We start from the raw sequence: 22,386 nt of genomic DNA, 5'->3' as shown, positions 1-22,386 counted from the left end.
CGTCTTTCAATAGCCGCGGCTGCGTTCGACGAGGCCGATCATCGGCTCGCCCGCGGCGTGGCGGCGGAGGTTTTCGAGCAGGCTGACCACGGCGGTCTCCGGCCGGGTGAGACTTGCGACGTGCGGGGTCAGCAGGATGCGCGGATGGCTCCAGAACGGATGCTCCGGCGGCAGGGGCTCCGGCTCCGTGACATCGAGCACGGCGCCCGAGAGGGTGCCGGCGTCGAGGGCTGCAATCAGGTCCTCGGCCACCACATGGCCGCCGCGCCCCGCATTGACGATGCGGGCGCCTGCGGGCAGCCGGGCGAACAGGTGTGCACCGAGGATGCCCCGCGTCTCGGCGGTGAGCGGCAGCAGGCATACGAGGATGTCGGTGCGGGCGAGGAACGGTCCGAGGCCGGCCTCGCCGGCGAAGGTCTCCACGTTCGGGATATCCCGCGGCGAGCGGCTCCAGCCCGCAAGCGGAAAGCCGAACGGCGCGAGGCCCGTGAGCGCCGCCTGCCCCAGCGAGCCGAGCCCCATGATGCCGACGCGCCGCTGCGCCGCCGGCGTTTCATAGTGCTGCGCCCAGAGGTGCCGCTTCTGCTGGTCGATATAGGTCGGCAGGTCGCGGTGGAGCGCGAGCACGGCCATGGTTACGTACTCGACCATGCCCTCGACGATGCCGGGCTCCACCATGCGCACCACGGGAATGCCCGGCGGGATGCGGGTGAGGTCGAGGTGATCCACACCGGCCCCGGTGGAGAAGACCACTTCGAGATTCGGAAACGTCGCCGCCAGATCCACCCGCACGTCCCAGACGGCGACCCAGCGGATGTCGGCCGGGTCTCCCATGTCGGGCCAGATGCGCACGTCGATTTCAGGCGCCATTTCGCCGATCAGCCGGCGCCAGACTTCGCCGCGGGCGGGATCGGCCATGTAGAGGAGTGCCATGGGCAGGACCTGACAGAATGAGGGGGCGGGATCAGGAAACGGCAACCCACAGCTTGCGCACGGTCTCCAGCGTTTCCCAGGTTCCCACGAAGCCCGGCCGCAACACGAAGGTGTCGCCCGCGCTGAAGCGGCGCGGACTGCCGCCATCCTCGGTCAACACGATCACGCCGGAGAGGATCGTGCAATATTCCCACGTCGCGCCCTTGATGGAGCGCGTGACGCCCGGCGTCGCCTCCCAGATGCCGGTGCGGATGTCCTTGTGGCCGGCCGCCGCGATTTCCCAGGTCTTGTAGCTCGGATCGCCAGCGATCAGCCGGTCGGGCACGGGCTTGCTCTCGCGCGCGGGTCCGGGGGCGGCAAGGTCGAAGGCGATGAGGTTGCTCATGGTCGCGGTTCCAGACGGCAAAGGGAGGCGGGCGCCGGCCGGGATGGGCCGCCACCGCGCGGTGCGAGGCGTGGAGGTCTCAGGCGTCGGCGTTCTTCCGCGGCGCGGTGCGCGCGCTGAGGGAAACGAGGATCACCATCAGGAAGGAGATCGCGGTCAGAAGGGTGCTGATGGCGGCGATGGTCGGATCGATCTCGTCGCGCAGCGCCGTGAACATGCGCTTGGTGAGCGTCTGGTACTCGCCGCCTGAGATGAAGATGGCGACCACCGTTTCGTCCAGCGCCGAGATGAAGGCGAACAGCAGGCCCGAGATGACGCTGGGGCGGATCTGCGGCAGCGTCACGATGAAGAAGGTGCGCAGCCGGTTCATGCCGAGACTGCGCGACACCATCTCCTGCGCCGGATCGAACTTCCTGAGGCCCGTCAGCACCGAGATGATGACGAACGGCAGGCCGAGCATGACGTTGGCGAGGATCAGGCCGCTCATGGTCGCGAGCAGTCCGACGTTGGCGTAGACGAGGAAGACGCCGACGGCCGTGATCACGATCGGCACGACGAGGGGCAGAAGCAGCACCACCTGCAGGCTGCGCACCAGGCGCGACGTGGAGAGATTCAGCGCGTAGGCCGCCGCCGTTCCAAGCACGGTCGCGATGATCGCGCTCGACACGGCGAGGATCAGGCTGACCCGCGTCGCCTGCATCCAGGCTGCGCTTTCAAGATAGGCCTCGTACCAGCGCAGCGACCAGGAGGGCGGCGGGAAGGCGAGGAACCGCGCGCCCGAGAAGGACATGGGCACGATGATGAGGACCGGGACCATCAGCCAGACCAGGATGAGGCCCACCGCCACGTAGAGGATGATGCGGGAGAGGGACATGATCAGCGCGCCCCCATGATGCGTTCGAACGGGATGATGAGGCTCGCCAGCCGGAAGACGAGGAACACGCAGGCGAGCAGCACGATGCTGATGGAGGAGGCGGCGCCCCACTCGTTGTAGACCTCGATGTTCCGCGACACGAGCATGGAGACCATGTAGGTCCGCCCGCCGCCGAGCAGTTCCGGGGTGATGTAGAAGCCGAGCGTCAGCACGAAGACGAGGACCATGCCGGCCACGACGCCGGGCAGCGACAAAGGCAGGAACACCCGCGTGAAGACATAGAACGGCGTGCCGCCGAGGCTCGCGCCGGCCATGGTGAGTTCAGCCGGAATCTTCTGCATGGTGGCGTAGAGCGGCAGCACCATGAAGGGCAGGAGGATGTGCACCGTCGCGATCACGGTACCCAGCTCGTTGTTGACGAGCGCGAGGGGGTTCTGGATCAGCCCGAAATCGGTCAGCACCGAGTTCACGAGGCCGCGCCGTTGCAGCAGGATCAGCCAAGCGTAGGCCCGCACCAGCACGCTGGTCCAGAACGGCAGGATGACCATCGCGAGGATGAAGATGCTCCATCGCCGCGATGCGCCGGCCGCCACATAGGCGATGGGATAGCCGAGCAGCACGGTCGCCGCGGTGACGATGAAGGCGATGCGGAAGGTCTGCAGGAAGGTCGTCCAGTAGACGGCATCACTGAAGAACCGCGCATAGTGCGCCAGGGTGAAGGCCCCATCCTGCCGCACCGACTGCCAGACGAGCCAGCACAGCGGCACGATCAGCAGGCATCCCACCACGGCAAGCGAGGGTGCGAGCAGCAGCAGGACGAGGCGCTGTTCCCCCCTCTTGTGGGCAAGCGACGGATCGGTTGACGAGGCCGACATGGCGGGCTCCTGGAGCAGGCTTGCGGGTCTGGCCGGCCCGCGACACGGCGGGCTCGGCAGCGCGGGAGGGATCGCTTCACCCCATCTCGGGCAGGGGAAGCGATCCGGCGGCCCGCGGGCTTATTTCTGGACGAAGCCCGCCCAGCGCTTGATGGCGTCTTCGCCGGCGGGCGAGGCCCACCAGGCCTGCGACACCAGCACCTGCTTGGCCGCATTCTCCGGCGCGCTCGGCATCTGGGCCGTGCGCTCGGGCGAGATCTTGCCGGTGGCATAGGCGGCCGGGTTGCCCGGGCCGTAGTCGATGTAGGCGGGGAAGTTCGCCTGGATATCCGGCGTCATGGCGGCATTCACGAACTTGTAGGCGGTTTCGAGGTTCGGCGCGCCCTTCACGATGCACAAAGAGGTTTCCTGAAGCAGGCCCTGGTTGAAGGTGAAGCTCACCGGAGCGCCCTCCTTCATCACCGCCGCGACGCGGCCGTTCCAGGCCATCTCCATGTCGATCTCGCCGTCCGCCAGAAGCTGCGCCGACTGGGCGCCGGAGGTCCACCACACCGTGATGTTCGGCTTGATCTGCTCCAGCTTCTTGAAGGCCCGGTCCACATCGAGCGGATAGAGCTTGTCGGCCGGCACGCCATCCGCGAGCAAGGCGGCTTCCATGGTCGCCTGCGGATGGTTGCGCAGGGCACGGGTGCCGGGGAAGGCCTTCACGTCCCAGAAGTCGGCCCAGGTCTGCGGCGCCTTGCCGGCGAACTTCTTCTTGTTGTAGGCGAGAACCGAAGAATAGAATTCGTAGGCCACCGAATAGGGCGTCTTGTACTGCGCGGGCATGGACGCCGCGTTGGGAAGCTTGGAGAAGTCGAGCTTCTCCACCATGCCCTGGTCGCCGCCTCGGACGCAGATGGTGGTCGGCGCGTCGATGACGTCCCAGATGGGCTTGCCGGTGGCAGCCTGCGTCTTCAGGACCGGCCATGCATCCGGGGCGCTGTCCTGGTTGATGGTGATGCCGAGCAGCTTGGCGGCGGGGTTCAGGATGGCCTTGGTCTGGGCCTCCTGATACGCGCCGCCCTGCGAGACGAAGGTGATCTGCTCTGCGGAGGCCGTCGCCACCGACAGGGCCAGCGCCGCGGTCATCACCGGGATCGAGACTGAAAAGCGCATGCCTTTTCTCCTCTTGGCCGCTTCGGGCCCTTGCCTTCTGGAAGCTGTCTGCTCGTCCGCCGTCATCTCCCGATGGCGTCGAGGAATTGATAGGCCCCTGCGACCAGCCGCACCGCCGGCTCGCGCAGGGCATAGAATGGAATGGGGTGGAGCGGCTGCCGGGTGATGAGGCCGAGATCCGGCAGGCGCCCCGTCACCAGATCCGCCACATGCCGTCCGATGCCGGAGGCCAGCGCGACGCCGGTACCGTTGTAGCCCACGCTATAGACCACCCAGTCGTCGAGCCGTCCGAGATGGGGCAGGCTGTCCAGCGTCATGGCGACGAGGCCGGACCAGCGGTGCGTCACCTTCACCTGCTGGAGCTCGGGGAACTGCCGCACCATCGCCTGTTCCAGCGCGGTGAACGCGCTCTCCCGGTCAGTCTTCCCGAAGGCGCCGCGACCGCCATAGAGCAGGCGATCGCCGGCCTTGCGAAACCAGCGCATCATGCGCCGCGTCTCGGTATAGCTCCGCCCGGTGCGCAGCAGATGGGCGCCGGGCGTGCCGGTGAGCGGCTCGGTGGCGATCATGGCGGAACGGAACGGGATGATGGAGGTGCGCACACGCGCCGTGGCGGGCGTCAGGTCCGAATAGGAATTGGTGGCGATCACCACCTGCCGCGCGGTGATGCGCGCCGCCGGCGTCTCGATCGCCACGCCCGCCCCCTCGCGACGCAGGCTCATGACCGGCGAGCGCTCATGGATGGCGATTCCCCCCGCCTTGAGCCCGGCGGCGAGGCCGAGCACGTAGTTCAGCGGGTGGATGATCCCGCCATGGGTGTTCAGCATGCCGCCGGTGAAGCCATGGGAGCCCGTCTCCGCCGCGACCTCTTCTGCGCTCAGGATGGAGATCGCCGTGTCGCCGAGCGCGCTGCGCAGCCACTCCGCTTCGGTCCTGAGCTGTTCGAGCGTATGCGCATTGTGGGCGCAGCGCAGCGAGCCGGTGGGCTGGTAGTCCGCCCCCGCGATGCCAAGCTCCGCGATGATCTCGCCCACATGTGCGATGGCCTCGAGCCCGAGATCGTGCATCCGGCGGGCGGTGTCGATGCCATGTCGGCTGGCGATGTCGCGGAAGCCAAGCCGGAACTTGCCGGAGACCACGCCGCCGTTGCGCCCGCTCGCGCCCCAGCCGATGCCGTTGGCCTCCAGCACCACCGGCGACAGGCCGGCCTTGGCCAGATAGTGAGCGGTGGTGAGGCCGGTATAGCCGCCACCGATCACAGCCACGTCGAAGCTCTGGTCCCCGCCCGCGCTCGCAAATGTGGGACGCGCGACCGAAGTCGCCTGCCACAGCGAGGGGATGTCGGTCGGGAGCGCGGGGGTGACCATGAGGTTTTGCCTTCTCGCTCAGGCGGCAACGCGGGACGTGTCGAGTTCCGCATCCACGGCATCGGCGAGCTGCTTCAGCGTGGAAAAGTGGAAGTCCGGCTTGGTCAGCACCTTCGGGTCCGGCGTGCCGCCGAAGCCCTTCTGGCCCTGGCGCCGTTCGATCCAGCAGGTGGTATAGCCCTCGGCCTTGGCGACGCCGATGTCGTGATACTGGCTCTGCGCCACGTGCAGGATTTCCGACTGGCGGAAGCCGTGCGCGGACTGGCGCCCCTTGTTGAAGGCGAAGAAGCGCGGATCCGGCTTGGCGCAGCCCGTCTCGTCGCAGGTCACGCTGTCGTGGAAGGGGTTCTCGAGCGTCGCCGAATAGGCCGAGAAGGCGGTCCGGTCGGCATTGGTCATGGCGACCAGGCGGAAGTTCTTGCGCAGCCGGCGCAGGGCATCCACCGAATCCGCGAAGGCCGGCCAGCGCAGCACGGCGAGCTGGAAGGCCTCCGCGGTGGCCTCGTCGTTCTGGAAGCCCCGCTCGGCGGCGAGGGACAGGTAGACATCCTTCATGGCGAAGGAGGAGCGGCCATAGAACTTGTCGCGGCCGCGCTTGTAGGGCTCGAAGATGTCGTCGTCGCTGGCCGCCGCCGCCTTCGGGCCGCCCAGCGCGCGCACGGCGTTCAGGACACCCGTCTCGAAGTCGATGAGCGTGCCGACCACGTCGAACGTCAGGACTTTGAACTGAGAGAGCTTCATCTTACGCTTTCCTTGTGGATGTCGAATTGGGGAGCAAGGTCTCAGGGCGCCTGAGGCACCACGATGGTGTCGTCCGGATGCAGACGGACGGCGATGCGTTCGCCCGGCGACTTCATGCGGGACCGGTTTTCGTGATTGCTCGGCACCCTCAGGCTCAGGCGGGCGCCGTGGTCCAGATCCACGAAGATGCGCACGCTCTCGCCCTGGTAGAGCGTTTCCGAAACGGTGCCGGAGAGGATGTTCGCGGAGGTGTCCGCGCCGTCCTGCACCACCGTGAGCTTCTCGGAGTGCACGGCCAGGAACAGCTTCAGATTGTGCGGGATCGGCCGCGCCGAGACGATGCGCGTGCCCCCGAGGTCCACCGAACGGTCGTCGATGCGCGACACCGGCAAGAGCGTCGCTTCGCCGATAAAGCCGGCGACGAAGGAATCCACCGGATGGTCGTGCAGCCGCTCCGGCGCATCCACCTGGACCACACGCCCCTTGTTCATGATGGCGATGCGGTCGCTCATGGTGAGCGCCTCGCGCTGGTCGTGGGTCACGTAGATGATGGTGGCGGCAAGCTGGCGGTGCAGGTGCTTGAGCTCGATCTGCATCGTCTCGCGCAACTGCTTGTCGAGGGCCGAAAGCGGCTCGTCCATCAGGATGAGCCGCGGCTCGAAGATCATCGCCCGGGCGAGCGCGACGCGCTGGCGCTGGCCGCCGGACAGCTCGTGGATCTTGCGGTCGCCGAACCCGCCCAGCTCCGTCATTTCCAGCGCCGCCTTCAGCTTCGCCGGCCATTCGGACTTCGGCATGCGGCGGGCGCGGAGCGGAAAGGTCACGTTCTCGGCGACGCTCATGTGCGGGAAGAGCGCGTAATTCTGGAACACGATTCCGATGTCGCGCTTGTGCGGCGGGGCGAACGTGATGTCCCGCTCACCCAGGAAGACCGACCCGGAGGACGGCTGGACGAAGCCGCCGAGAATGCCCAGCAGCGTCGTCTTGCCAGACCCTGAAGGTCCAAGCACGGAGACGAACTCGCCGGGCGCCACCTCAAGACTCACGTCGTTGAGGGCGCAGAACCCGGCGTAGTGTTTGGTGGCGTTCCGGATGGATACGCCAACGGTTCCGGAAGATGCAGGCCTGTTCATCTCGCCCCGCTCTGGAAAGCAACGCGGCAACGTTACATCGCATGTGCCATCGGACGAAAAAGCCCGTGCGCTGGCGCGGGCCGATCCGCGATCGCGATGCCGTTCCCCTGTGTCTCTGGCTTTTATCGGCCCTTGTTGGGCCTTCGTTGCGGCTAAGAAGACCAATCTTGCGCACCGGGTTCAATTGAAAAAAAATCCCGGCTAAGTTACATTATGTAAATGCGCAAAATCCGCCTCGCCCTGCCGTCCATGAATGGCTTCTTCACCTTCGAGGCGGCGGCCCGCTGCGGGAGCTTCGCCCGCGCCGCCGGCGAGCTGAACGTCACGCCGGCGGCCGTCAGCCGCATGATCGGCCGGCTCGAAGAGCACATCGGGACCACGCTGTTCAACCGCCTGCCCGGCGGCGTGACGCTCACCGAGCCCGGGCTCATTCTCTACGAAGCCATCTCGCGGGGATTTTCCGGCATCGAGCACGCGCTGCGCGAAATCGAGGACCGCAATGCCGGCGTGGATACCGTGACCCTGTCGGTCTCGACCGGGTTCACCACCCACTGGATCATGCCGCGGATGGCGGAACTGAAGCGGACCTTCCCGACGGTGGAGCTTCGGTTCGAACTCATCATGTCCGCCTTGACCGGGCCGGTCACCGACGTCGACCTCGGCATGCGCTTCGTGAACGGGCCGGACGAGCGGCACGAGGCGGCCTACATCATGCCCGAGATTCTCCTGCCCATCTGCAGTCCCGGCTACAGCGACGCGCACCGGGGCCCGACGAAGTCCACGGAGGAAACCCTCATCTTCCTGAGCGAGGCGCAGCCGAACTGGTCGCACCTCTTCTTTCCCGAGGACCCGAGCTCGCCCGTCAATTCAATGATCTTCTCGGACTACGCCATCGTCGTGCAGGCTGCCCTGCTGGGTCAGGGCGTGGCGCTGGGTTGGCTGAACGTGATCTGCCACTGGCTGCGCAACAAGATGCTCATCCCCGCGAGCCCGCGCCTCATGACCACCGGGCGGCACTGCCAGTTCGTGCGGTCGCGCGACAAGGCCACGCGCGCGATCGTCACCGAGGTGCGGGACTGGATCATCGCGCGCATCCAGGAAGACATCGCGGTGGTCACGGAACTCCATCCGGAACTCGGCCTCGACGCGGTGCTGGAGCAAGGCGCGCGTCAGGGCGCGTCCAGGAGCTGATCCGATCTCAGCAGCCCCGGATTTTTAGGTGAGGGGCTCATAAGGGCGAGCCCCAAATATGCGCCACGGCGAGCTTGAGAGTGGCAGGGACGGCGCCGCTATCGCATCCTCCCATGACGGCCTCTCGCGGGCGGAGGACGCCGCCATCGATGATCGCCGTGGACGTCGTCGCGCCGCTCCCGCGCCTTGGCGAGATCGACAGCTCGAGATAGGGGCCTATAGCGAGGAGCTTCTCCTTGCCCTCGATGCGGCACTTCAACCGCCAGAGGCGGGAGCCCGTCGGGTTCACCAGGAGATAGAGACCGCCACCGTCCGCCAGCTTATAGGGCTTGTCGCCGGCCTTGGCCGCGCGGATGGCCGTGTCGGTCAGGGGCATTGGGGGTCGCCCTCAATGGGGGGACGTTTCCGATACCCCCAAATTTGCCGGCTGCCAACGGATACCCCCAGACACCCCCGGAACCTGCTGGACCGGAGAACTCAGTGTTTGTAAGGGTTTTCGGAGCTTTTTGGACTTACCCGGAAGGGTAAATGGTGCCAGGAGAGGCAACGAATAATTCGACTAACTAACTGATATATAAAAAAATAATACTTTTTCAAATTTTAGATACCCCCAAATATACCCCCAATTGTCGCCGCAGCCCAATTTGCTCGCTTCGAGCGGAATGCTGCAACATCGCGCATCCCGCCATCGCTATGTAGGCTGCCGACCTCCCGGCCGTCCACAACAACGGTTAATGGCGACGCGCCCGACCTTGTCAGCGCCGCAGCCTTCCGGTAGACATGATGACTATGATACCCATTCTGAAAACTCCGCACGGCAAGCTTTACGAGGCAGATTGTCTCCAACTGCTTCGCAGCCTTCCCGCCGAAAGTGTGGACTTGGCCTTTGCCGATCCGCCCTTCAATCTCGGCAAGGAATACTCGTCCAAGATAGACGATGCCCGCGCCGCGCATGATTATCTGGAATGGTGCCAAGAGTGGCTTGGGGAGATGGCGCGGACGCTGAAAAAAGGCGGGTCGCTGTTCCTTTGGAACCTCCCTAAGTGGAACCTGCCCCTAGGGGCATATCTCGGACAACACCTGACTTTCCGACACTGGATAGCGGTTGACATTAAATACTCATTACCGATCCAAAGCCGCCTTTATCCGTCGCACTACTCATTGCTGTATTTCGTGAAGGGGCCGAAGCCCGCGATTTTTCACCCTGACCGCGTACCGTGCCCTTGCTGCCGCCATTGCGGCGGCGAATTGCGCGACTACGGTGGATACAAGGACAAAATGAACCCCTTGGGCGTGAACCTGTCCGATGTGTGGACCGACATTCCGCCAGTCCGGCACGCGAAATACAAAAAGCGCGCGGCGAACGCATTGTCGCTCAAGCTCATGGATCGAATTGTGAGCATGGCAAGCAACGAAGGTTCTGTAGTGTTGGACCCATTCGGTGGGTCCGGCACGACGTTTGTGGCTGCTGAGCTGACAGGCCGCAAATGGATCGGCTCGGAACTGGATTGCTCGTCCATCATCGAGCGTTTCGACGCCCTCGATGGCGACAAGCAGCACCTTGCTGATATACAGGCTAACAAAAATACGCTCTTCACGGCTGCTGACCTCGCTAAGCGCCGCAAGTGGGGCAAGCCGCTGTCGAAGGACTACCGCATAGCCGAAAATGCCGCCTGCAACTGCAAGGACAATGCAACGCCGGACCTGTTCGCTAAATCTTAGCGCGGCCCTCGCTAGCGCGCCCGTCATTCCCCATCGTGAGATACGGCAATGCCGGATCATCGGTTAGGTGGTCGTGTTCGACTACGGTAATAGCCAGCAAACCCGTATTCACGGTGGCCTTCAATCCTTCCCACATGGCGAGATAGCCCGATAACTCGCCGATATTGCCGATGCGGTCGGTCAGGTGTTCGTATAGCAGCCTGCTTGGGAGGATTAGAACACCGATTTGTAAGATGCCATGGGCCAACGCGATGGCCAGTTTGTTCATACTCCGGTGAGAGGATGAAATATTACCCGTTTCCCATTCAATCGCCACGCGGCAACCACCTGCCCCTGTTGTTATGAAGTCGAAGCCGCCGAAGTCGGACGTTATCGGCTCACGGTAGTCCTCAAGGCTAGGGTACAGCTTAATCGGCGGCTGCACTCTGTCACGCCCCAAGTCTACGCCACCTTCCGCCTTCCACTTTTCGACTTCTTGCATGTTTCGCAGAAATTGCGAACGCAGAAATCCAACGCCATTTCGCTGCCACTGCCCATTAGGCAGGCGCATCTTGCGCCGCAATGTCAGCGCACCGCTGCCTAGCGGATGATTCACGCTTACAATAGAGCGCACATAGCTGTCGTGAACTGTCGCCCAATCGGCGGAGTTTATGACGTTGCCCTTCTCGAACAAGATAAGGGTACGGAGCCACTTCATCGGGGCGGCTCCGGCAAATCTGCGGTCAAAGCCGCCACGTCGCACGATAGTGCCATGCAAATCTGGCAAAGTACTGTGAACGTCAGATTGCGTTCGCCGCGCTCCACGCTGCCGATGTATGAACGATCAATCTTGGCCGTGTCCGCAAGGGTTTCCTGCGTCCAGCCAAGGGTCTTTCGGCGCTCCCTGATACGGTGCCCGAGGGTCTTAAGTGATGACTGATCCACCGCGGCACGGTCGGAAAAAGAGGACTAAGAGTCCACGGACTACGATACCCATTCCCCCTTGATGCACACCAAACACCTACGTTCATCATGAGGCATCGGCGGCAGGAGCCACGGCTCCCCTGAACACCGATTCTCCCTGCCGCGCCAAGAGTGCGCCGATCTGCGCCAGCACGTCGCCGGCCTCGGCATCGGCCTCCCGCCCCATCCGCCCCATCACCTCACCCTGCCGGTGGGGGTCGATCCGCCCGTAGGAGGTGAGCGTGGTGGCGATGTTCTCGTGGCCGAGGTTCTGGCTCCAGGCCTTCAGCTCCTCCGGGGTTCGGCACATGGTTTGCGCCAGATGGCCGAGGGTGTGGCGGAAGGAGTGGGGCGGGAAATAGGGCAGGCCCGCACGCTCGAAGGCCTTGCGGAAGATCTCCCGCACTGGCGAGGCATTGCTCCAATGCTCCCGCTCAATGCCCACCGGGGCGAAGCCGCCGTCGCCGCCGAGGCCCATGCGCGTGCGGGGAAAGAGCGGATCGGCCGGGCCGAACAGGTGGACCTTGCGCAATTCCTCGATCCAGGCGAGCGCGATATCGGCGAGGTCGTCGCCCACCGGGAAGAAATAGGTGACGATGGCCTTGGCGAACTTGGTCTCGACGCTGTTGGGGTCCTGCGCCACCACCGGGATCTTGCCGGACGTCTCCACATGGCCGAGTGACAGAGACACCAGCGCACGATCGCGGATGCCGGTCAGGAGCGCGAAGGCGACCAGGGCGCGATTGCGCCGGTCAATGACTGTCTCCCCCGGCATGGCGGCAACAGTGGCGCGCACCTGTTCGAGGCTGGGGAAGGCCCGCAGCTTCGCCGCCTTGGCCCGCGCCGCATCCTTGTTCGAGGGCGACAGATAGTCGATATCCGCCATGTGGACCTTGGACTTGAAGCCGGGTTGCCACGACAGCCAGGTGAAAAAGTCCTTCAGCGCGGTGAGCGTGCTGGCCTGCGTGGATGCGCTCAGGCCCTCGCCGGTGCGCACGCCCTCGGTCTCGGCCAGCCGGGCCTTGAAGCCAATGGCCTGTTCGCGCCGGAAGGTCCTGAAGTCCTTTGCCGCCGTGTACGCTTCATAGCGGGCGAGTGCCTTGCGGACGGCATCGAGCGTCGCCTCGCTCTTGCCCTTGGCTTCCTTTAGATAGCGGATATAGTCCCTCTTCAGGCGCTCATTGGACGGGTTCAGTCTCGTCATCGCATCACACCTCCTCGAAAGCACGGTTTGCATTGGGGTCGGAACACCCATTCATTCGTTCCGGCGCCAGCGTGTGCAGATCGATCAGGGCGCCGAGGGCCGGCAGGTCGGCCCGCCGCACGGTGCGGTGCATGGGGGTTCCGCAGGAGGCGCAGAGGGCCGCAAGGCGCGCGACCTTCTCATTGCGGAATGACACGTCCGCCGTAGCGCCCCACGGCGCGCGCGGCACCCGACAGCGGAAGCAATAGAACTCGCCGGGGCGGCAGGTGTGGCGCCGACTCTCCCGCCGCTTGGCAAGGAAGGCCTTCAGGGCCGAGCCGTGGATCAGAAGGGGGCGCCGGTCATCGATCGCCCCCAGCCCCTCCTTGAGCCACCGCCGCACCGTGTTGCGGTGGATGCCAAGGAGCTTGGCAACTTCGGCCACTTCATAGGTGGTGCCCTGCTTCACCCTCTGCGGCGAGCATCGGCGCGGCTTGCGGGCGCGCACCCCCTTCACCCCCGCCGCCCCGTGGCGATGCGGTCGGCAATCCAGCCGTCAATCTCCGCCTCGATCCAGGCGACGCAGCGCTCGGTCAGGGCCACCGGCTGGGGAAAGCGCCCCTCCCGCATATAGGCGTAGATGGTGCTGCGGCTGAGACAGGTGCGGGCCTTCACGGCCTCCAGGCGCAGGAGAGAGGGGCGGGTCGTCGTATCGTTCGCGTTCATTGGCTCCATCCGGGTCCGAGTGGACATGGATGGAAGGATGGGCGCGACGCGGACGGTAAAATAGCCGGGCGAATTTGAAAAAAGGATGCCTGCTCAATGCACTAAGCGAACCCTAACCCGACCAAAAGTCACCTAGAAGGGGATCTCGTCATCTAGGTCGGGACTAGAGAAACCCTCCCCCCTGCTTGTCGAAAGGGGAGGTGTAGTTTTTCCGAACCCACCCTTTAGTCCACCATTATCCTTGGGGGTAGTTGGCGCGCCGCCGGCTGGCTTCCAGTTCGCCACCTTGGCGATTTCCTCGATCCCGGTGGCGTTTGGCGTTCCGTCTTTGTTCATCAATCCGTATCGAGCCGCATTCTCCTTCAACCACAGCTCGATCGCCTTTTTGGGGGAGCGTCCTCGAAGCCACGTCTTATCCGACGTAACGGCCTTCCAGGCATCGTTCGCGGCCGCGAGCTTCGGGGCGTAGAACGGGCTGAGGAAATCGCCAGGCCCATCATCCTCTTCTTCGATAGGTACAAAGAACCCATCCTTGAAACCGGCCGTTTCCAACCATGAACGAATATCGTCTACCCGCATCAAGCTGCGATCTAGATCGAGATATTCATCGAACTCACCAGAACGAAATTCTTTGGCCAGTTTTATTGTTCCATCTTCACTCGCACTTCGTAGCGCGTGAATAACTGCGGCCGTCTTATTCTTAATATCAGGATGCCAATTGTATGGCGGCGAGTCCTCAAATTTGGCTGGGTCATAACCTTCGATGAGAAGCGCTGCTTGATAGATGGTTAGCGACTTGGCGAGCCGCCATCTGGACCGGCCGGACATAGTGCACCTGCGGACTGATTCGTTATTTTTATTGTCGAATCAATTGGCCCTCAGTCCAGCGCCGTCCGAGGATTTCCTCACCCCGTGCACAGTGGGCGCGCTGAAGCCTCTGCACTTTCCCGCAGCCCGTCCAGATGATCCGCCCACCACGCCATCATCCGCACCCGCTCCTCCCAATGCTCGCCCCGCAAATAGGCGCGGCGCACCTCATTGTTCTCCGCATGGGCGAGCTGGCGCTCGATGGCGTCGGCATGCCACCGCCCACTCTCGTTCAAGAGCGTCGAGGCGGTGGCGCGGAAGCCGTGGGCGGTGGCGATATCCGGGCCGAAGCCGAGACGGCGCAGGGCGAAGTTCAGGGTGTTCTCGCTGATCGGCTTCTTCGCCGCGCCGATGCAGGGGAAGGCGAAATCCTCCCCCGCCGTAACGGCATGAAGCTCGCGAAGAATGGCCACCGCCTGCGGGGGAAGTGGGATGCGGTGGGGCCGGCGCATTTTCATGCGTTCGGCCGGGATGGACCAAATCGCCTTGTCGAGGTCGAATTCGGACCACCGCGCCGCGCGCAACTCTCCGGGACGGGGAAACAGCAGAGGCATAAGCCGCAGCGCCGCGCGCGTCGCCGGCTGGCCGCGATATCCGTCGATGGCCTTGAGGAGCTTCCCCAACTCGGTCGCGGTGGTGACAGCCGATCGGTGCTGCACCCTCGGCGTGGTCAGGGCGCCGCGCAGGGCGAAGGTCGGGTCGTTCTCGATTCGGGCGGTGGCGATAGCGTAGCGGAAAACCGAGCCGATGACGGACCGCATCCGCCGCGCCGTCTCATGGTGGCCCTTGGCCTCGATCTCCCGCAGCGCCACCAGCACGTCGGCCGAGCTGACACTGCCGATATCCCGGTCCCCGAAATGGGGGTATGCGAACCCGAGGAGCCAACGCCGCTTCCCCAGCGTGATATCGGCAAGCCCCTCGCGCTCCAGCTTGGCAAGGTGTTCCTCGGCCACCGCGCGGAAGGTGTTGGCCGGCGCCACCTTCGCATCCTCCCGCGACTGCTTCTTGAGGGCGGAGGGGTCGGCCCCGTCGATGATCGCCTTCTTGGCGTCGTCGCGCCGCTCCCGCGCCTTGGCGAGCGTCACATCGGGATAGGGGCCTATGGCGAGGAGCTTCTCCTTGCCCTCGATCCGGTACTTCAACCGCCAGAGGCGGGAGCCGGTCGGGTTCACCAGGAGATAGAGACCGCCACCGTCCGCCAGCTTATAGGGCTTGTCGCCGGCCTTGGCCGCGCGGATGGCCGTGTCGGTCAGGGGCATTGGGGGTCGCCCTCAGTGGGGGTACGTTTCCGATACCCCCAAAAATACCCCCAAATTTGCCGGCTGCCAACGGATACCCCCAGACACCCCCGGAACCTACTGGACCGGAGAATTGAGTGTTTGTAAGGGTTTTCGGAGCTTTTGGGACTTACCCGGAAGGGTAAATGGTGCCCAGGAGAGGACTCGAACCTCCACGGCTTTCACCACTGGTACCTGAAACCAGCGCGTCTACCAATTCCGCCACCTGGGCCCCGTCCGGTTGGGGCCGGATCGGAGCGCGACACATAGAGGGGGTGCGGCTTGCTTGTCAACACGCTCCTTGCGCTCTGTCGCGGAAAGATGGGGAAGGCGGGTGCGGCCGGTGGGGCGGCACCCGCGTCTGCGTCAGCCCTTGAAGTTGGGCGGGCGCTTTTCGATGAAGGCGCTCATGCCTTCCTGCTGGTGGGCGAGGCCGAACTGGGACTGGAACACCCGGCGCTCGAAGCGGATGCCCTCGGCAAGCGACGTCTCGTAGGAGCGGTTCACCGCCTCCTTGGTCTGCATGGCGATGGGCAGCGACATGCCGGCGATGACCTTGGCGACCTTCAGCGCCTCCGTCATCAGCTCGGCGGCGGGGATGATGCGCGAGACGAGGCCGGAGCGCTCGGCTTCCACCGCATCCATCAGCCGGCCGGTGAGGCACATCTCCATGGCCTTGGACTTGCCGACGAAGCGCGTGAGGCGCTGGGTGCCGCCCGAGCCGGGCATGACGCCGAGCTTGATCTCCGGCTGGCCGAACTTCGCCGTGTCGGCGGCGAGGATGAAGTCGCACATCATGGCCAGCTCGCAGCCGCCGCCCAGGGCGAAGCCGGCTACCGCCGCGATCACCGGCTTGCGGGTGCGCGAGAGGCGCTCCCAGGAGGTGATGTAGTCGTCGAGATACGTGTCCGGATAGGTGAAGCTCTGCATCGCCTTGATGTCGGCGCCGGCGGCGAACGCCTTCTCCGAACCGGTGAGGATGATGCAGCCGATGGCGCGGTCGTTCTCGAGCACGTCGAGGGCGGCGTTCAGCTCGTTGATGAGCTGGGCGTTGAGCGCGTTGAGCGCCTGCGGGCGGTTCAGCCGGATGATGCCGACCCGCTCGTCCACCTCCAACAGGATCGTCTCGTAAGCCATCCTCATCTCCTCCTGAGCCGGCGTGACGCCGGTCGATATCCTGCGCCGCGCGCGCGGAACCGTGCTCTAGCGCTTCCGCGCCGGCATGCGAAGTGGCAGCCTCGCACAGCGGCCGTGCGGGGCTGCGCTATCTCTGACAGACCGGGCAGTAGAAGGTGGAGCGCCCGCCTTGCACGATGCGCTGGACGATGCCCTTGCAGTGCCGGGTGCGGCAGGGTTCGCCCTCGCGGTCGTAGACGCGGAAGGTGTGCTGGAAATAGCCGAGCTCGCCGCTCACCTGCTTGTGGTCCCGCAGCGAGGAGCCGCCGGCCTGGATGGCCTCGCGCAGCACGTCGCGAATGGCGGTGACGAGACGCTCGACCCGCGGCGTCGGCTTGCCGTCCTTCGTGACGATGGTGTGGGCAAGGCGGCGCGGCGAGAGGCCGGCGCGGAACAGTGCCTCGCAGACATAGATGTTGCCGAGGCCCGCCACCAGCTTCTGGTCCAGCAGCGCGGCCTTCAGCGACGTCTTGCGGCGCGCGAACGCGCCCGCGAGATAGTCGGCATGGAAGGCGTTGCCCAGCGGCTCCGGGCCGAGGCCCGCCAGAAGCGGATGGCTCTCCAGCCGGTCGTAGGGGACGATCAGGATGGCGCCGAAGCGGCGCGGATCGTTGAAGGTCACGGTGGTGCCGCCGGCGAGGTGCAGCACCACATGGTCGTGCGGCCCGGCGGCGGCGCGGGGATAATGGAAGGCCCCGGGGCGGAGCGCCTTTTCGCCCTCCACCCGGATGGAGCCGGACATGCCGAGGTGCAGGATCATCACCTCGCCGCCGTCGAGGTCGGCGAGCAGGTATTTGGCGCGGCGGCCGATGGCCTCCACGCGGCGGCCGGCGAGGCGTTCGGCGAAGTTCTCCGGCAGCGGCCAGCGCAGGTCCGGGCGGCGCGCCTCGGCGCTTTCGATCACGGCGCCCTGCAAGACGGGCATCAGGCCGCGGCGGACGGTTTCCACCTCGGGCAGTTCGGGCATTTCGTCCTTAAAGGTCACGGGCGCGCCCCAACCGGCGCGCGATTCATCTCAGGCGTCAGCATCCCGCCTCGCAGGCCGCCGCGCAAGATGCCGCAACCCCCGACCGGGGCCGCATCAACAGGCCTCAGCCCTTGCGCAGGATCTTCTCCAGCGGCCGCCCGCGCGCCAGTTCGTCGATCAACTTATCGAGATACCGCATCTCCCGCATGGTCGGCTCGGCGACCTCCTCCACCCGCACGCCGCAGACCACGCCCGTGATGAGCGCGCGGGCGGGATTGGGGGCGGGGACCTGCGCGAAGAAGGTCTCGAAATCGGTCTTTCCGGCAAGGAGGGTGGCAAGCTCGGCGTCGGAATAACCGGTCAGCCAGCGGATCACCGCGTCCACCTCCGCCGGCGTGCGCCCCTTCCGCTCGGCCTTGGCGACATAGAGGGGATAGACGCTGGCGAAGCTGGTGGTGGTGATGCGGTGCTTCGGCATGGCGCCGGCCCTCACTTGGGCGGCGGGGAGGACGCCGGACCGGGGGTGTCGAAGTCGAGCTGCTCCAGCCTCAGCCCGCGCCGGGCGATCTTGTCGGCGGAGATGATGACGCGCTGCACGTCGTCACCCACCTGCGCGAAATGCTTCGCGAGGTCGCCCACCCGCTCGCGCAGGCGGCTCACGTCCTCCACCAGGGCGCCGACCTCGGCCCGCACGCGGTCCGCCTCCTCGCGCATGCGGGCGTCCTTGGCGATGGCCTGCACCACCTGCACGGCCAGCATCAGGAGCGATGGCGAAACCAGCACCACGCGCTGGCGATAGGCCTCCTGCACCACGCCGTCGAAATGCTCGCTGATCTCGGCATAGACGGATTCGGACGGCACGAAGATGAGCGCTACGTCCTGCGTCTCGCCGGGGATGAAGTAGCGCTCGGCCACGTCATAGACGTGCTTCAAGAGATCGTTGCGCAGGCGCTGGCCTGCGGCCTTGCGATGCTCGGCGGATGGCGCCTCGCGGAAGGCGGTGACAGCCTCCAGCGGGAATTTGGAATCGATGAGCAGCGGGCGCGCATCCCCCGGCAGGAAGATGGCGCAGTCCGGCCGCTTGCCGTTGGAGAGGGTGTACTGGAAGGCGAAGCTTCCGCGCGGCAAGCCATCGGAGACGATGGCCTCCATCCGCGCCTGCCCGAAGGCGCCGCGCGCCTGCTTGTTGGCCAGCGTCTCGCGCAGGGAAACCACCTGCGCGGAAAGATCGCCGAGCGTGCGCTCGGCCGTCTCCACCATCACGAGACGCTCGGCGATACGCGTCAGGCTTTCATGGGTGGCGCGGGCGGCGGTGGAGAGGGTCTCTCCCAGCCGATGGGAGGTCTGGTCGAGCCGGTCGGAGACGGCGCGGGCCAGCTCGCTCTGCCTCTGGGCGAGGATCTCCGTCATGCTCTGCACGCGGCCGGCGGTCTCGGACTGGACGCGGACCAGCTCGCGCAGGCGGCGATCCATCTCGTCGCGCCGGAGTGCTTCCTCTGCGACCGCGGCGGCGCGCGCCCGCGACTGGCGCACGAGGCTCACCAGCACCAGAAACAGCAGCAGCGCCAGCACCGCCGCGGCGACCGCAGCCGCCTCGGCCACGGTGAAGGGCCGCCCGCCGAAGGTGAACAGCACAACCGGCATGCCTTGCTCTTGCGTGAACCTTCTCTTCTTACGTGATTCTCTCATCTGAACAAACGGCGAACATGTTGACCTATGCGGCAGCTTCGCTTATCTCGCTCGAATGACGATCCGGCCCATCCTCATCATCCCCGAGCCCAAGCTGCGCACGCTTTCCACCCCGGTCGAGAAGATCGACAGCGAGGTGCGCAAGCTGGTGGAGGACATGTTCGAGACCATGTACGACGCCCCCGGCATCGGGCTGGCGGCCATACAGGTGGGCGTGCAGCGCCGCGTCATCACCATCGATGTCGCGCGCGACGGCGAGAACAAGAAGCCCATCGCCCTCATCAATCCGGAAATCATCGCCGCCTCGGAAGAGACCTCCGTCTACAGCGAGGGCTGCCTCTCCATCCCCGAATATTACGAGGAGGTGGAGCGCCCGGCGAAGGTGGCGGTGCGCTTTATGGACGTGGAGGGCAAGACGCGGGAGGTGGAGGCCGAGGGCCTGTTCGCCACCTGCGTGCAGCACGAGATCGACCATCTCAACGGCGTGCTCTTCATCGATCACATCTCCAAGCTGAAGCGCGACCGGGTCATCAAGAAATTCACCAAGCAGGCGAAGCACAAGGCCGAGGCCTGATCCCGCTGCGGCGGGAGATCACGGGACACGAGGGTCCATGCGCATCGTCTTCATGGGTACGCCGGATTTCGCCGTGCCCACCCTCTCGGAGATCGTCGGGCGCGGCCACGAGGTGGTGGCGGTCTATACCCGCGCCCCGGCCCCGGCCGGCCGGCGCGGGCTCGACCTCACCCCCTCCCCCGTCCATGCGGTGGCCGAGCGCTTCGGCCTGCCGGTGTTCACGCCCAGGAGCCTGAAGGGCGAGGAGGCGGCGGACGCCTTCCGTGCCCATGAGGCGGACGTGGCGGTGGTGGTGGCCTATGGCCTCATCCTGCCGCAGGCCATCCTCGATGCGCCGCGCCTCGGCTGCCTGAACCTGCACGGCTCGCTGCTGCCGCGCTGGCGCGGCGCCGCGCCGATCCAGCGGGCCATCATGGCCGGCGACACGGAGACCGGCGTCGCGGTGATGCAGATGGAAGCGGGGCTGGACACCGGCCCCGTGGGCCTCGTGGAGCGCATCCCCATCGGCCCGGACATGACCGCCGGCGAATTGCACGACCGCATGATGGTGATCGGCGCCGACCTCATGGGCCGGGCGCTGGCCGCGCTGGAGCGCGGCGGGCTCGGCTTCACGCCCCAGCCGGCGACCGGCGTGGAATATGCCGCCAAGATCGAGAAGGCGGAGACCCGCATCGACTGGTCAAAGCCCGCCCAGGAGGTGCACGACCGCATCCGCGGCCTCTCCCCCTTCCCCGGCGCCTGGTTCCCCCTCGGGCCGGACGAGGCGCGGGTGAAGGTGCTGCGCTCGACGCTGGCGGAGGGCTCCGCAGCGCCCGGCACGGTACTTGACGACCACCTCACCATCGCCTGCGGCGCGGGCGCGGTGCGGCTCGTGGAGCTGCAGAAGGCCGGCAAGCAGCCCATGGGGGCGGACACATTCCTGAGGGGCAATGCCGTCCCGCCCGGAAGCCGGCTCGCCTGAGGGCGGCCAGACCCGCCATGCCCCGCTACAAGCTCACCATCGAATATGATGGCACCCCCTTCGCCGGCTGGCAGATGCAGGCGGAGCTGCCGACCGTGCAGGGTGTGCTGGCCGAAGCCTTTCAGCGTTTCTGCGGGGAAAAGGTGACGGTAGCGGGCGCCGGGCGCACCGATGCCGGCGTCCATGCCACCGGGCAGGTGGCCCATGTGGATCTGTCGAAGGACTGGCGCACGGATACGGTGCGCGACGCCATGACGGCCCAGCTTCGGCCCCATCCGGTGGCGGTGCTCTCCGCCGAGCTTGTCCCGGACAGCTTCGACGCCCGCTTCTCCGCCACCAGGCGGCACTACCTCTACCGCATCGTCAACCGCCGCCCCGATCTCGCCCTCGACCGCGACCGGGCGTGGCGCATCCCCCAGAAGCTCGACGCCGAGGCGATGCACGACGCCGCCCAGCGTCTGCTGGGCAAGCACGATTTCTCCACCTTCCGCGCCGCCGAGTGCCAGGCCGCCTCGCCGGTGAAGACGCTGGACCAGCTGGATGTGTCCCGCCACGGCGACGAAATCCGCGTCGTCACCTCCGCCCGGTCCTTCCTGCACCATCAGGTGCGCTCCATGGTGGGCTCGCTGATGCGGGTGGGGGAAGGCCGCTGGAGCGCGGACGATCTCGCCACCGCCCTCGCCGCCGCCGATCGCACCCGCTGCGGCCCCATGGCCCCGGCAGCGGGGCTCTATCTCGCCGCCGTCAGCTATTGAGCCGCTCCGTTCCGCCGGCTTGAGCCTTGCTGTGGGTAACATCCTGGTGACGTTCACGACGTCGCAGGTTGGAACGGTCGGGCACCCTTGAGCATTTCCACTGGGAAGACACCTCAGGGGCGATAGAGGACAACGGGTCCGATGTTCAGTTTCCGTATGCCGCGCTGGCAGCCCGCGCGCCGCCGCGTCCCCCTCTCCCTCGCCCATCTGGTCGCCCGCGCCGTGCCGGGTGCGCCGTGCGGCTGGGTCTTCTTCGACGGCAGTGAAACCCGGATCGATACGCAGGAGGGTGAGACCGTCATCGTTCCAGGCGGCGCTTTCTTCCCCCGCGAGGCGCATCGCTTCGCCAATGAGGGCGAGGCGCAGGCCGAGGCGGCCCGGCTCAACGATGCCAGCCTCTGCCTCGACCGCCCATGGCGGGTACGCCCTGCCTCCGCGTTCACGGTGGAGCGCGTCTCTCCCTCAGGGAAAATGCTGGCAAGGCACGGCTGAGGCCTGTTCAAGCCCCCCAACAAAAACAAAAAAGCCCCCGAATCGGGGGCTTTTTCATATTCGGCGGAGTCGAAGCTCAGATCGAGCCGTTGATCCACTGCACCAGCTTGGCCTTGGGGGCGGCGCCCACCTGACGGGAGGCGATCTTGCCGTCCTTGAACAGGAGCAGGGTGGGAATGGACATGATGCCGTACTTGGATGCCGTCTGCGGATTCTCGTCCACGTTCAGCTTCACGATGCGGACCTTCTCGCCCAGCTCGCCGGAGACTTCCTCCAGGATGGGGGCAACCATGCGGCAGGGGCCGCACCACTCCGCCCAGAAGTCGACGATGACCGGCGCGCTGGACTTCAGCACGTCCTGATCGAAATTCTGATCGGAAACCTTCTCGACGGCCATG

27 protein-coding genes and 1 tRNA gene are annotated in these 22,386 nt (G+C 65.8%); 6 read left to right on the top strand and 22 right to left on the bottom strand.

What is annotated here, in order from left to right; translation table 11 throughout:
* Positions 1-6 precede the first annotated feature (6 nt).
* The 8 genes from V5F74_RS20180 to V5F74_RS20145 form a co-directional block, all read right to left on the bottom strand.
* Positions 7-933 (bottom strand): 2-hydroxyacid dehydrogenase, encoded by a 927-nt coding sequence (locus V5F74_RS20180; protein ID WP_394009810.1) that lies wholly within the window; start codon positions 931-933, stop codon positions 7-9.
* A gap of 31 nt (positions 934-964) precedes the next feature.
* Positions 965-1,318 carry a cupin domain-containing protein gene (locus tag V5F74_RS20175; protein WP_394009809.1) on the bottom strand — a complete coding sequence of 118 codons (354 nt, stop codon included), beginning with the start codon at positions 1,316-1,318 and terminating at the stop codon, positions 965-967.
* Positions 1,319-1,397: 79 nt separating this feature from the next.
* Entirely contained in the window at positions 1,398-2,192 is a 795-nt protein-coding gene (locus V5F74_RS20170; RefSeq protein ID WP_024276995.1) for an ABC transporter permease, read from the bottom strand.
* 2 nt (positions 2,193-2,194) lie between these two features.
* Entirely contained in the window at positions 2,195-3,067 is an 873-nt protein-coding gene (locus V5F74_RS20165; RefSeq protein WP_024276994.1) for an ABC transporter permease, read from the bottom strand.
* 120 nt (positions 3,068-3,187) lie between these two features.
* Positions 3,188-4,225: an ABC transporter substrate-binding protein gene (locus V5F74_RS20160; protein ID WP_029556625.1), complete on the bottom strand. Its 1,038-nt coding sequence runs from the start codon at positions 4,223-4,225 to the stop codon at positions 3,188-3,190.
* 62 nt (positions 4,226-4,287) lie between these two features.
* Complete coding sequence (locus V5F74_RS20155) at positions 4,288-5,592, bottom strand: NAD(P)/FAD-dependent oxidoreductase (RefSeq protein ID WP_394009808.1); 1,305 nt, start codon at positions 5,590-5,592, stop codon at positions 4,288-4,290.
* Positions 5,593-5,610: 18 nt separating this feature from the next.
* The gene (locus tag V5F74_RS20150) at positions 5,611-6,333 is read right to left on the bottom strand and encodes an HAD-IA family hydrolase (protein WP_394009807.1); all 723 of its coding nucleotides are present in this window, start codon (positions 6,331-6,333) and stop codon (positions 5,611-5,613) included.
* 41 nt (positions 6,334-6,374) lie between these two features.
* Positions 6,375-7,466, bottom strand: coding sequence for an ABC transporter ATP-binding protein (locus V5F74_RS20145; protein WP_394009806.1), 1,092 nt, complete (start codon positions 7,464-7,466; stop codon positions 6,375-6,377).
* A 219-nt stretch (positions 7,467-7,685) separates the two neighbouring features.
* Here V5F74_RS20145 and V5F74_RS20140 point away from each other — a divergent pair, with 219 nt between their 5' ends.
* Positions 7,686-8,657 (top strand): LysR family transcriptional regulator, encoded by a 972-nt coding sequence (locus tag V5F74_RS20140; RefSeq protein ID WP_394009805.1) that lies wholly within the window; start codon positions 7,686-7,688, stop codon positions 8,655-8,657.
* 37 nt (positions 8,658-8,694) lie between these two features.
* Here the strand turns inward: V5F74_RS20140 and V5F74_RS20135 are convergent, their stop codons facing one another.
* Positions 8,695-9,033, bottom strand: coding sequence for an Arm DNA-binding domain-containing protein (locus tag V5F74_RS20135; RefSeq protein ID WP_394009804.1), 339 nt, complete (start codon positions 9,031-9,033; stop codon positions 8,695-8,697).
* 413 nt (positions 9,034-9,446) lie between these two features.
* Between V5F74_RS20135 and V5F74_RS20130 the strand changes: the two genes are divergently transcribed.
* Positions 9,447-10,379, top strand: coding sequence for a DNA-methyltransferase (locus V5F74_RS20130; protein WP_394009803.1), 933 nt, complete (start codon positions 9,447-9,449; stop codon positions 10,377-10,379).
* Here V5F74_RS20130 and V5F74_RS20125 read toward each other — a convergent pair.
* From V5F74_RS20125 to V5F74_RS20070, 12 genes are all read right to left on the bottom strand, one after another.
* Complete coding sequence (locus tag V5F74_RS20125) at positions 10,369-11,076, bottom strand: hypothetical protein (RefSeq protein WP_394009802.1); 708 nt, start codon at positions 11,074-11,076, stop codon at positions 10,369-10,371. The two genes, V5F74_RS20130 and V5F74_RS20125, sit on opposite strands and share 11 nt — an antisense overlap.
* Positions 11,073-11,303, bottom strand: coding sequence for a helix-turn-helix domain-containing protein (locus V5F74_RS20120; protein WP_394009801.1), 231 nt, complete (start codon positions 11,301-11,303; stop codon positions 11,073-11,075). The genes V5F74_RS20125 and V5F74_RS20120 overlap by 4 nt, the downstream gene beginning before the upstream one ends.
* A gap of 85 nt (positions 11,304-11,388) precedes the next feature.
* Positions 11,389-12,525 (bottom strand): tyrosine-type recombinase/integrase, encoded by a 1,137-nt coding sequence (locus tag V5F74_RS20115; RefSeq protein ID WP_394009800.1) that lies wholly within the window; start codon positions 12,523-12,525, stop codon positions 11,389-11,391.
* Between the two features lie 4 nt (positions 12,526-12,529).
* Positions 12,530-13,012 (bottom strand): helix-turn-helix domain-containing protein, encoded by a 483-nt coding sequence (locus V5F74_RS20110; RefSeq protein WP_394009799.1) that lies wholly within the window; start codon positions 13,010-13,012, stop codon positions 12,530-12,532.
* A 5-nt stretch (positions 13,013-13,017) separates the two neighbouring features.
* Complete coding sequence (locus V5F74_RS20105; protein ID WP_250164919.1) at positions 13,018-13,230, bottom strand: helix-turn-helix transcriptional regulator; 213 nt, start codon at positions 13,228-13,230, stop codon at positions 13,018-13,020.
* Between the two features lie 132 nt (positions 13,231-13,362).
* On the bottom strand, positions 13,363-14,058 hold the full coding sequence (locus V5F74_RS20100) for a hypothetical protein (protein WP_394009798.1): 696 nt from the start codon (positions 14,056-14,058) through the stop codon (positions 13,363-13,365).
* Positions 14,059-14,135: 77 nt separating this feature from the next.
* A complete protein-coding gene (locus V5F74_RS20095) occupies positions 14,136-15,356 on the bottom strand; it encodes a tyrosine-type recombinase/integrase (protein WP_394009797.1) in 1,221 nt (406 codons plus the stop codon).
* Positions 15,357-15,521: 165 nt separating this feature from the next.
* A tRNA-Leu gene (locus tag V5F74_RS20090) sits at positions 15,522-15,606 on the bottom strand.
* A gap of 134 nt (positions 15,607-15,740) precedes the next feature.
* Positions 15,741-16,511 carry an enoyl-CoA hydratase gene (locus V5F74_RS20085; RefSeq protein WP_024276973.1) on the bottom strand — a complete coding sequence of 257 codons (771 nt, stop codon included), beginning with the start codon at positions 16,509-16,511 and terminating at the stop codon, positions 15,741-15,743.
* 127 nt (positions 16,512-16,638) lie between these two features.
* On the bottom strand, positions 16,639-17,517 hold the full coding sequence (mutM, locus tag V5F74_RS20080) for a bifunctional DNA-formamidopyrimidine glycosylase/DNA-(apurinic or apyrimidinic site) lyase (RefSeq protein ID WP_029556620.1): 879 nt from the start codon (positions 17,515-17,517) through the stop codon (positions 16,639-16,641).
* 124 nt (positions 17,518-17,641) lie between these two features.
* Positions 17,642-17,995 carry a DUF2200 domain-containing protein gene (locus tag V5F74_RS20075; RefSeq protein WP_394009796.1) on the bottom strand — a complete coding sequence of 118 codons (354 nt, stop codon included), beginning with the start codon at positions 17,993-17,995 and terminating at the stop codon, positions 17,642-17,644.
* Between the two features lie 11 nt (positions 17,996-18,006).
* On the bottom strand, positions 18,007-19,161 hold the full coding sequence (locus tag V5F74_RS20070; RefSeq protein ID WP_394009795.1) for a DNA recombination protein RmuC: 1,155 nt from the start codon (positions 19,159-19,161) through the stop codon (positions 18,007-18,009).
* Positions 19,162-19,261: 100 nt separating this feature from the next.
* Here V5F74_RS20070 and def point away from each other — a divergent pair, with 100 nt between their 5' ends.
* The 4 genes from def to V5F74_RS20050 all read left to right on the top strand — a co-directional run bounded on the left by def (position 19,262) and on the right by V5F74_RS20050 (position 21,988).
* The gene (def, locus tag V5F74_RS20065) at positions 19,262-19,780 is read left to right on the top strand and encodes a peptide deformylase (RefSeq protein WP_029556617.1); all 519 of its coding nucleotides are present in this window, start codon (positions 19,262-19,264) and stop codon (positions 19,778-19,780) included.
* Between the two features lie 37 nt (positions 19,781-19,817).
* On the top strand, positions 19,818-20,741 hold the full coding sequence (gene fmt / locus V5F74_RS20060; RefSeq protein ID WP_029556616.1) for a methionyl-tRNA formyltransferase: 924 nt from the start codon (positions 19,818-19,820) through the stop codon (positions 20,739-20,741).
* Positions 20,742-20,758: 17 nt separating this feature from the next.
* The gene (truA, locus tag V5F74_RS20055; RefSeq protein WP_029556615.1) at positions 20,759-21,496 is read left to right on the top strand and encodes a tRNA pseudouridine(38-40) synthase TruA; all 738 of its coding nucleotides are present in this window, start codon (positions 20,759-20,761) and stop codon (positions 21,494-21,496) included.
* Positions 21,497-21,637: 141 nt separating this feature from the next.
* Complete coding sequence (locus tag V5F74_RS20050; protein ID WP_029556614.1) at positions 21,638-21,988, top strand: hypothetical protein; 351 nt, start codon at positions 21,638-21,640, stop codon at positions 21,986-21,988.
* 76 nt (positions 21,989-22,064) lie between these two features.
* On the opposite strand, the gene trxA is transcribed toward V5F74_RS20050, so the two are convergent.
* A complete protein-coding gene (gene trxA / locus V5F74_RS20045) occupies positions 22,065-22,385 on the bottom strand; it encodes a thioredoxin (RefSeq protein WP_024276966.1) in 321 nt (106 codons plus the stop codon).
* Position 22,386 lies beyond the last annotated feature (1 nt).

Origin of the sequence: Xanthobacter aminoxidans (assembly GCF_043193615.1) — a bacterium.
Taxonomy (GTDB): domain Bacteria; phylum Pseudomonadota; class Alphaproteobacteria; order Rhizobiales; family Xanthobacteraceae; genus Xanthobacter; species Xanthobacter aminoxidans.
This window is presented reverse-complemented; position numbering and strand designations above follow the sequence as displayed.

Bases quoted from the DNA above. Each gene is read 5' to 3' on its own strand.
- V5F74_RS20130 (WP_394009803.1), top strand. From the start codon at position 9,447: ATGATACCCATTCTGAAAACTCCGCACGGCAAGCTTTACGAGGCAGAT.
- def (WP_029556617.1), top strand. From the start codon at position 19,262: ATGACGATCCGGCCCATCCTCATCATCCCCGAGCCCAAGCTGCGCACG.
- V5F74_RS20085 (WP_024276973.1), bottom strand. From the start codon at position 16,511: ATGGCTTACGAGACGATCCTGTTGGAGGTGGACGAGCGGGTCGGCATC.
- fmt (WP_029556616.1), top strand. From the start codon at position 19,818: ATGCGCATCGTCTTCATGGGTACGCCGGATTTCGCCGTGCCCACCCTC.
- truA (WP_029556615.1), top strand. From the start codon at position 20,759: ATGCCCCGCTACAAGCTCACCATCGAATATGATGGCACCCCCTTCGCC.
- V5F74_RS20180 (WP_394009810.1), bottom strand. From the start codon at position 933: ATGGCACTCCTCTACATGGCCGATCCCGCCCGCGGCGAAGTCTGGCGC.
- V5F74_RS20145 (WP_394009806.1), bottom strand. From the start codon at position 7,466: ATGAACAGGCCTGCATCTTCCGGAACCGTTGGCGTATCCATCCGGAAC.
- V5F74_RS20140 (WP_394009805.1), top strand. From the start codon at position 7,686: ATGCGCAAAATCCGCCTCGCCCTGCCGTCCATGAATGGCTTCTTCACC.
- V5F74_RS20155 (WP_394009808.1), bottom strand. From the start codon at position 5,592: ATGGTCACCCCCGCGCTCCCGACCGACATCCCCTCGCTGTGGCAGGCG.
- V5F74_RS20165 (WP_024276994.1), bottom strand. From the start codon at position 3,067: ATGTCGGCCTCGTCAACCGATCCGTCGCTTGCCCACAAGAGGGGGGAA.
- V5F74_RS20125 (WP_394009802.1), bottom strand. From the start codon at position 11,076: ATGAAGTGGCTCCGTACCCTTATCTTGTTCGAGAAGGGCAACGTCATA.
- V5F74_RS20050 (WP_029556614.1), top strand. From the start codon at position 21,638: ATGTTCAGTTTCCGTATGCCGCGCTGGCAGCCCGCGCGCCGCCGCGTC.
- V5F74_RS20175 (WP_394009809.1), bottom strand. From the start codon at position 1,318: ATGAGCAACCTCATCGCCTTCGACCTTGCCGCCCCCGGACCCGCGCGC.
- V5F74_RS20100 (WP_394009798.1), bottom strand. From the start codon at position 14,058: ATGTCCGGCCGGTCCAGATGGCGGCTCGCCAAGTCGCTAACCATCTAT.
- V5F74_RS20135 (WP_394009804.1), bottom strand. From the start codon at position 9,033: ATGCCCCTGACCGACACGGCCATCCGCGCGGCCAAGGCCGGCGACAAG.
- trxA (WP_024276966.1), bottom strand. From the start codon at position 22,385: ATGGCCGTCGAGAAGGTTTCCGATCAGAATTTCGATCAGGACGTGCTG.
- V5F74_RS20170 (WP_024276995.1), bottom strand. From the start codon at position 2,192: ATGTCCCTCTCCCGCATCATCCTCTACGTGGCGGTGGGCCTCATCCTG.
- V5F74_RS20115 (WP_394009800.1), bottom strand. From the start codon at position 12,525: ATGACGAGACTGAACCCGTCCAATGAGCGCCTGAAGAGGGACTATATC.
- V5F74_RS20075 (WP_394009796.1), bottom strand. From the start codon at position 17,995: ATGCCGAAGCACCGCATCACCACCACCAGCTTCGCCAGCGTCTATCCC.
- V5F74_RS20095 (WP_394009797.1), bottom strand. From the start codon at position 15,356: ATGCCCCTGACCGACACGGCCATCCGCGCGGCCAAGGCCGGCGACAAG.
- V5F74_RS20105 (WP_250164919.1), bottom strand. From the start codon at position 13,230: ATGAACGCGAACGATACGACGACCCGCCCCTCTCTCCTGCGCCTGGAG.
- mutM (WP_029556620.1), bottom strand. From the start codon at position 17,517: ATGCCCGAACTGCCCGAGGTGGAAACCGTCCGCCGCGGCCTGATGCCC.
- V5F74_RS20160 (WP_029556625.1), bottom strand. From the start codon at position 4,225: ATGCGCTTTTCAGTCTCGATCCCGGTGATGACCGCGGCGCTGGCCCTG.
- V5F74_RS20150 (WP_394009807.1), bottom strand. From the start codon at position 6,333: ATGAAGCTCTCTCAGTTCAAAGTCCTGACGTTCGACGTGGTCGGCACG.
- V5F74_RS20070 (WP_394009795.1), bottom strand. From the start codon at position 19,161: ATGCCGGTTGTGCTGTTCACCTTCGGCGGGCGGCCCTTCACCGTGGCC.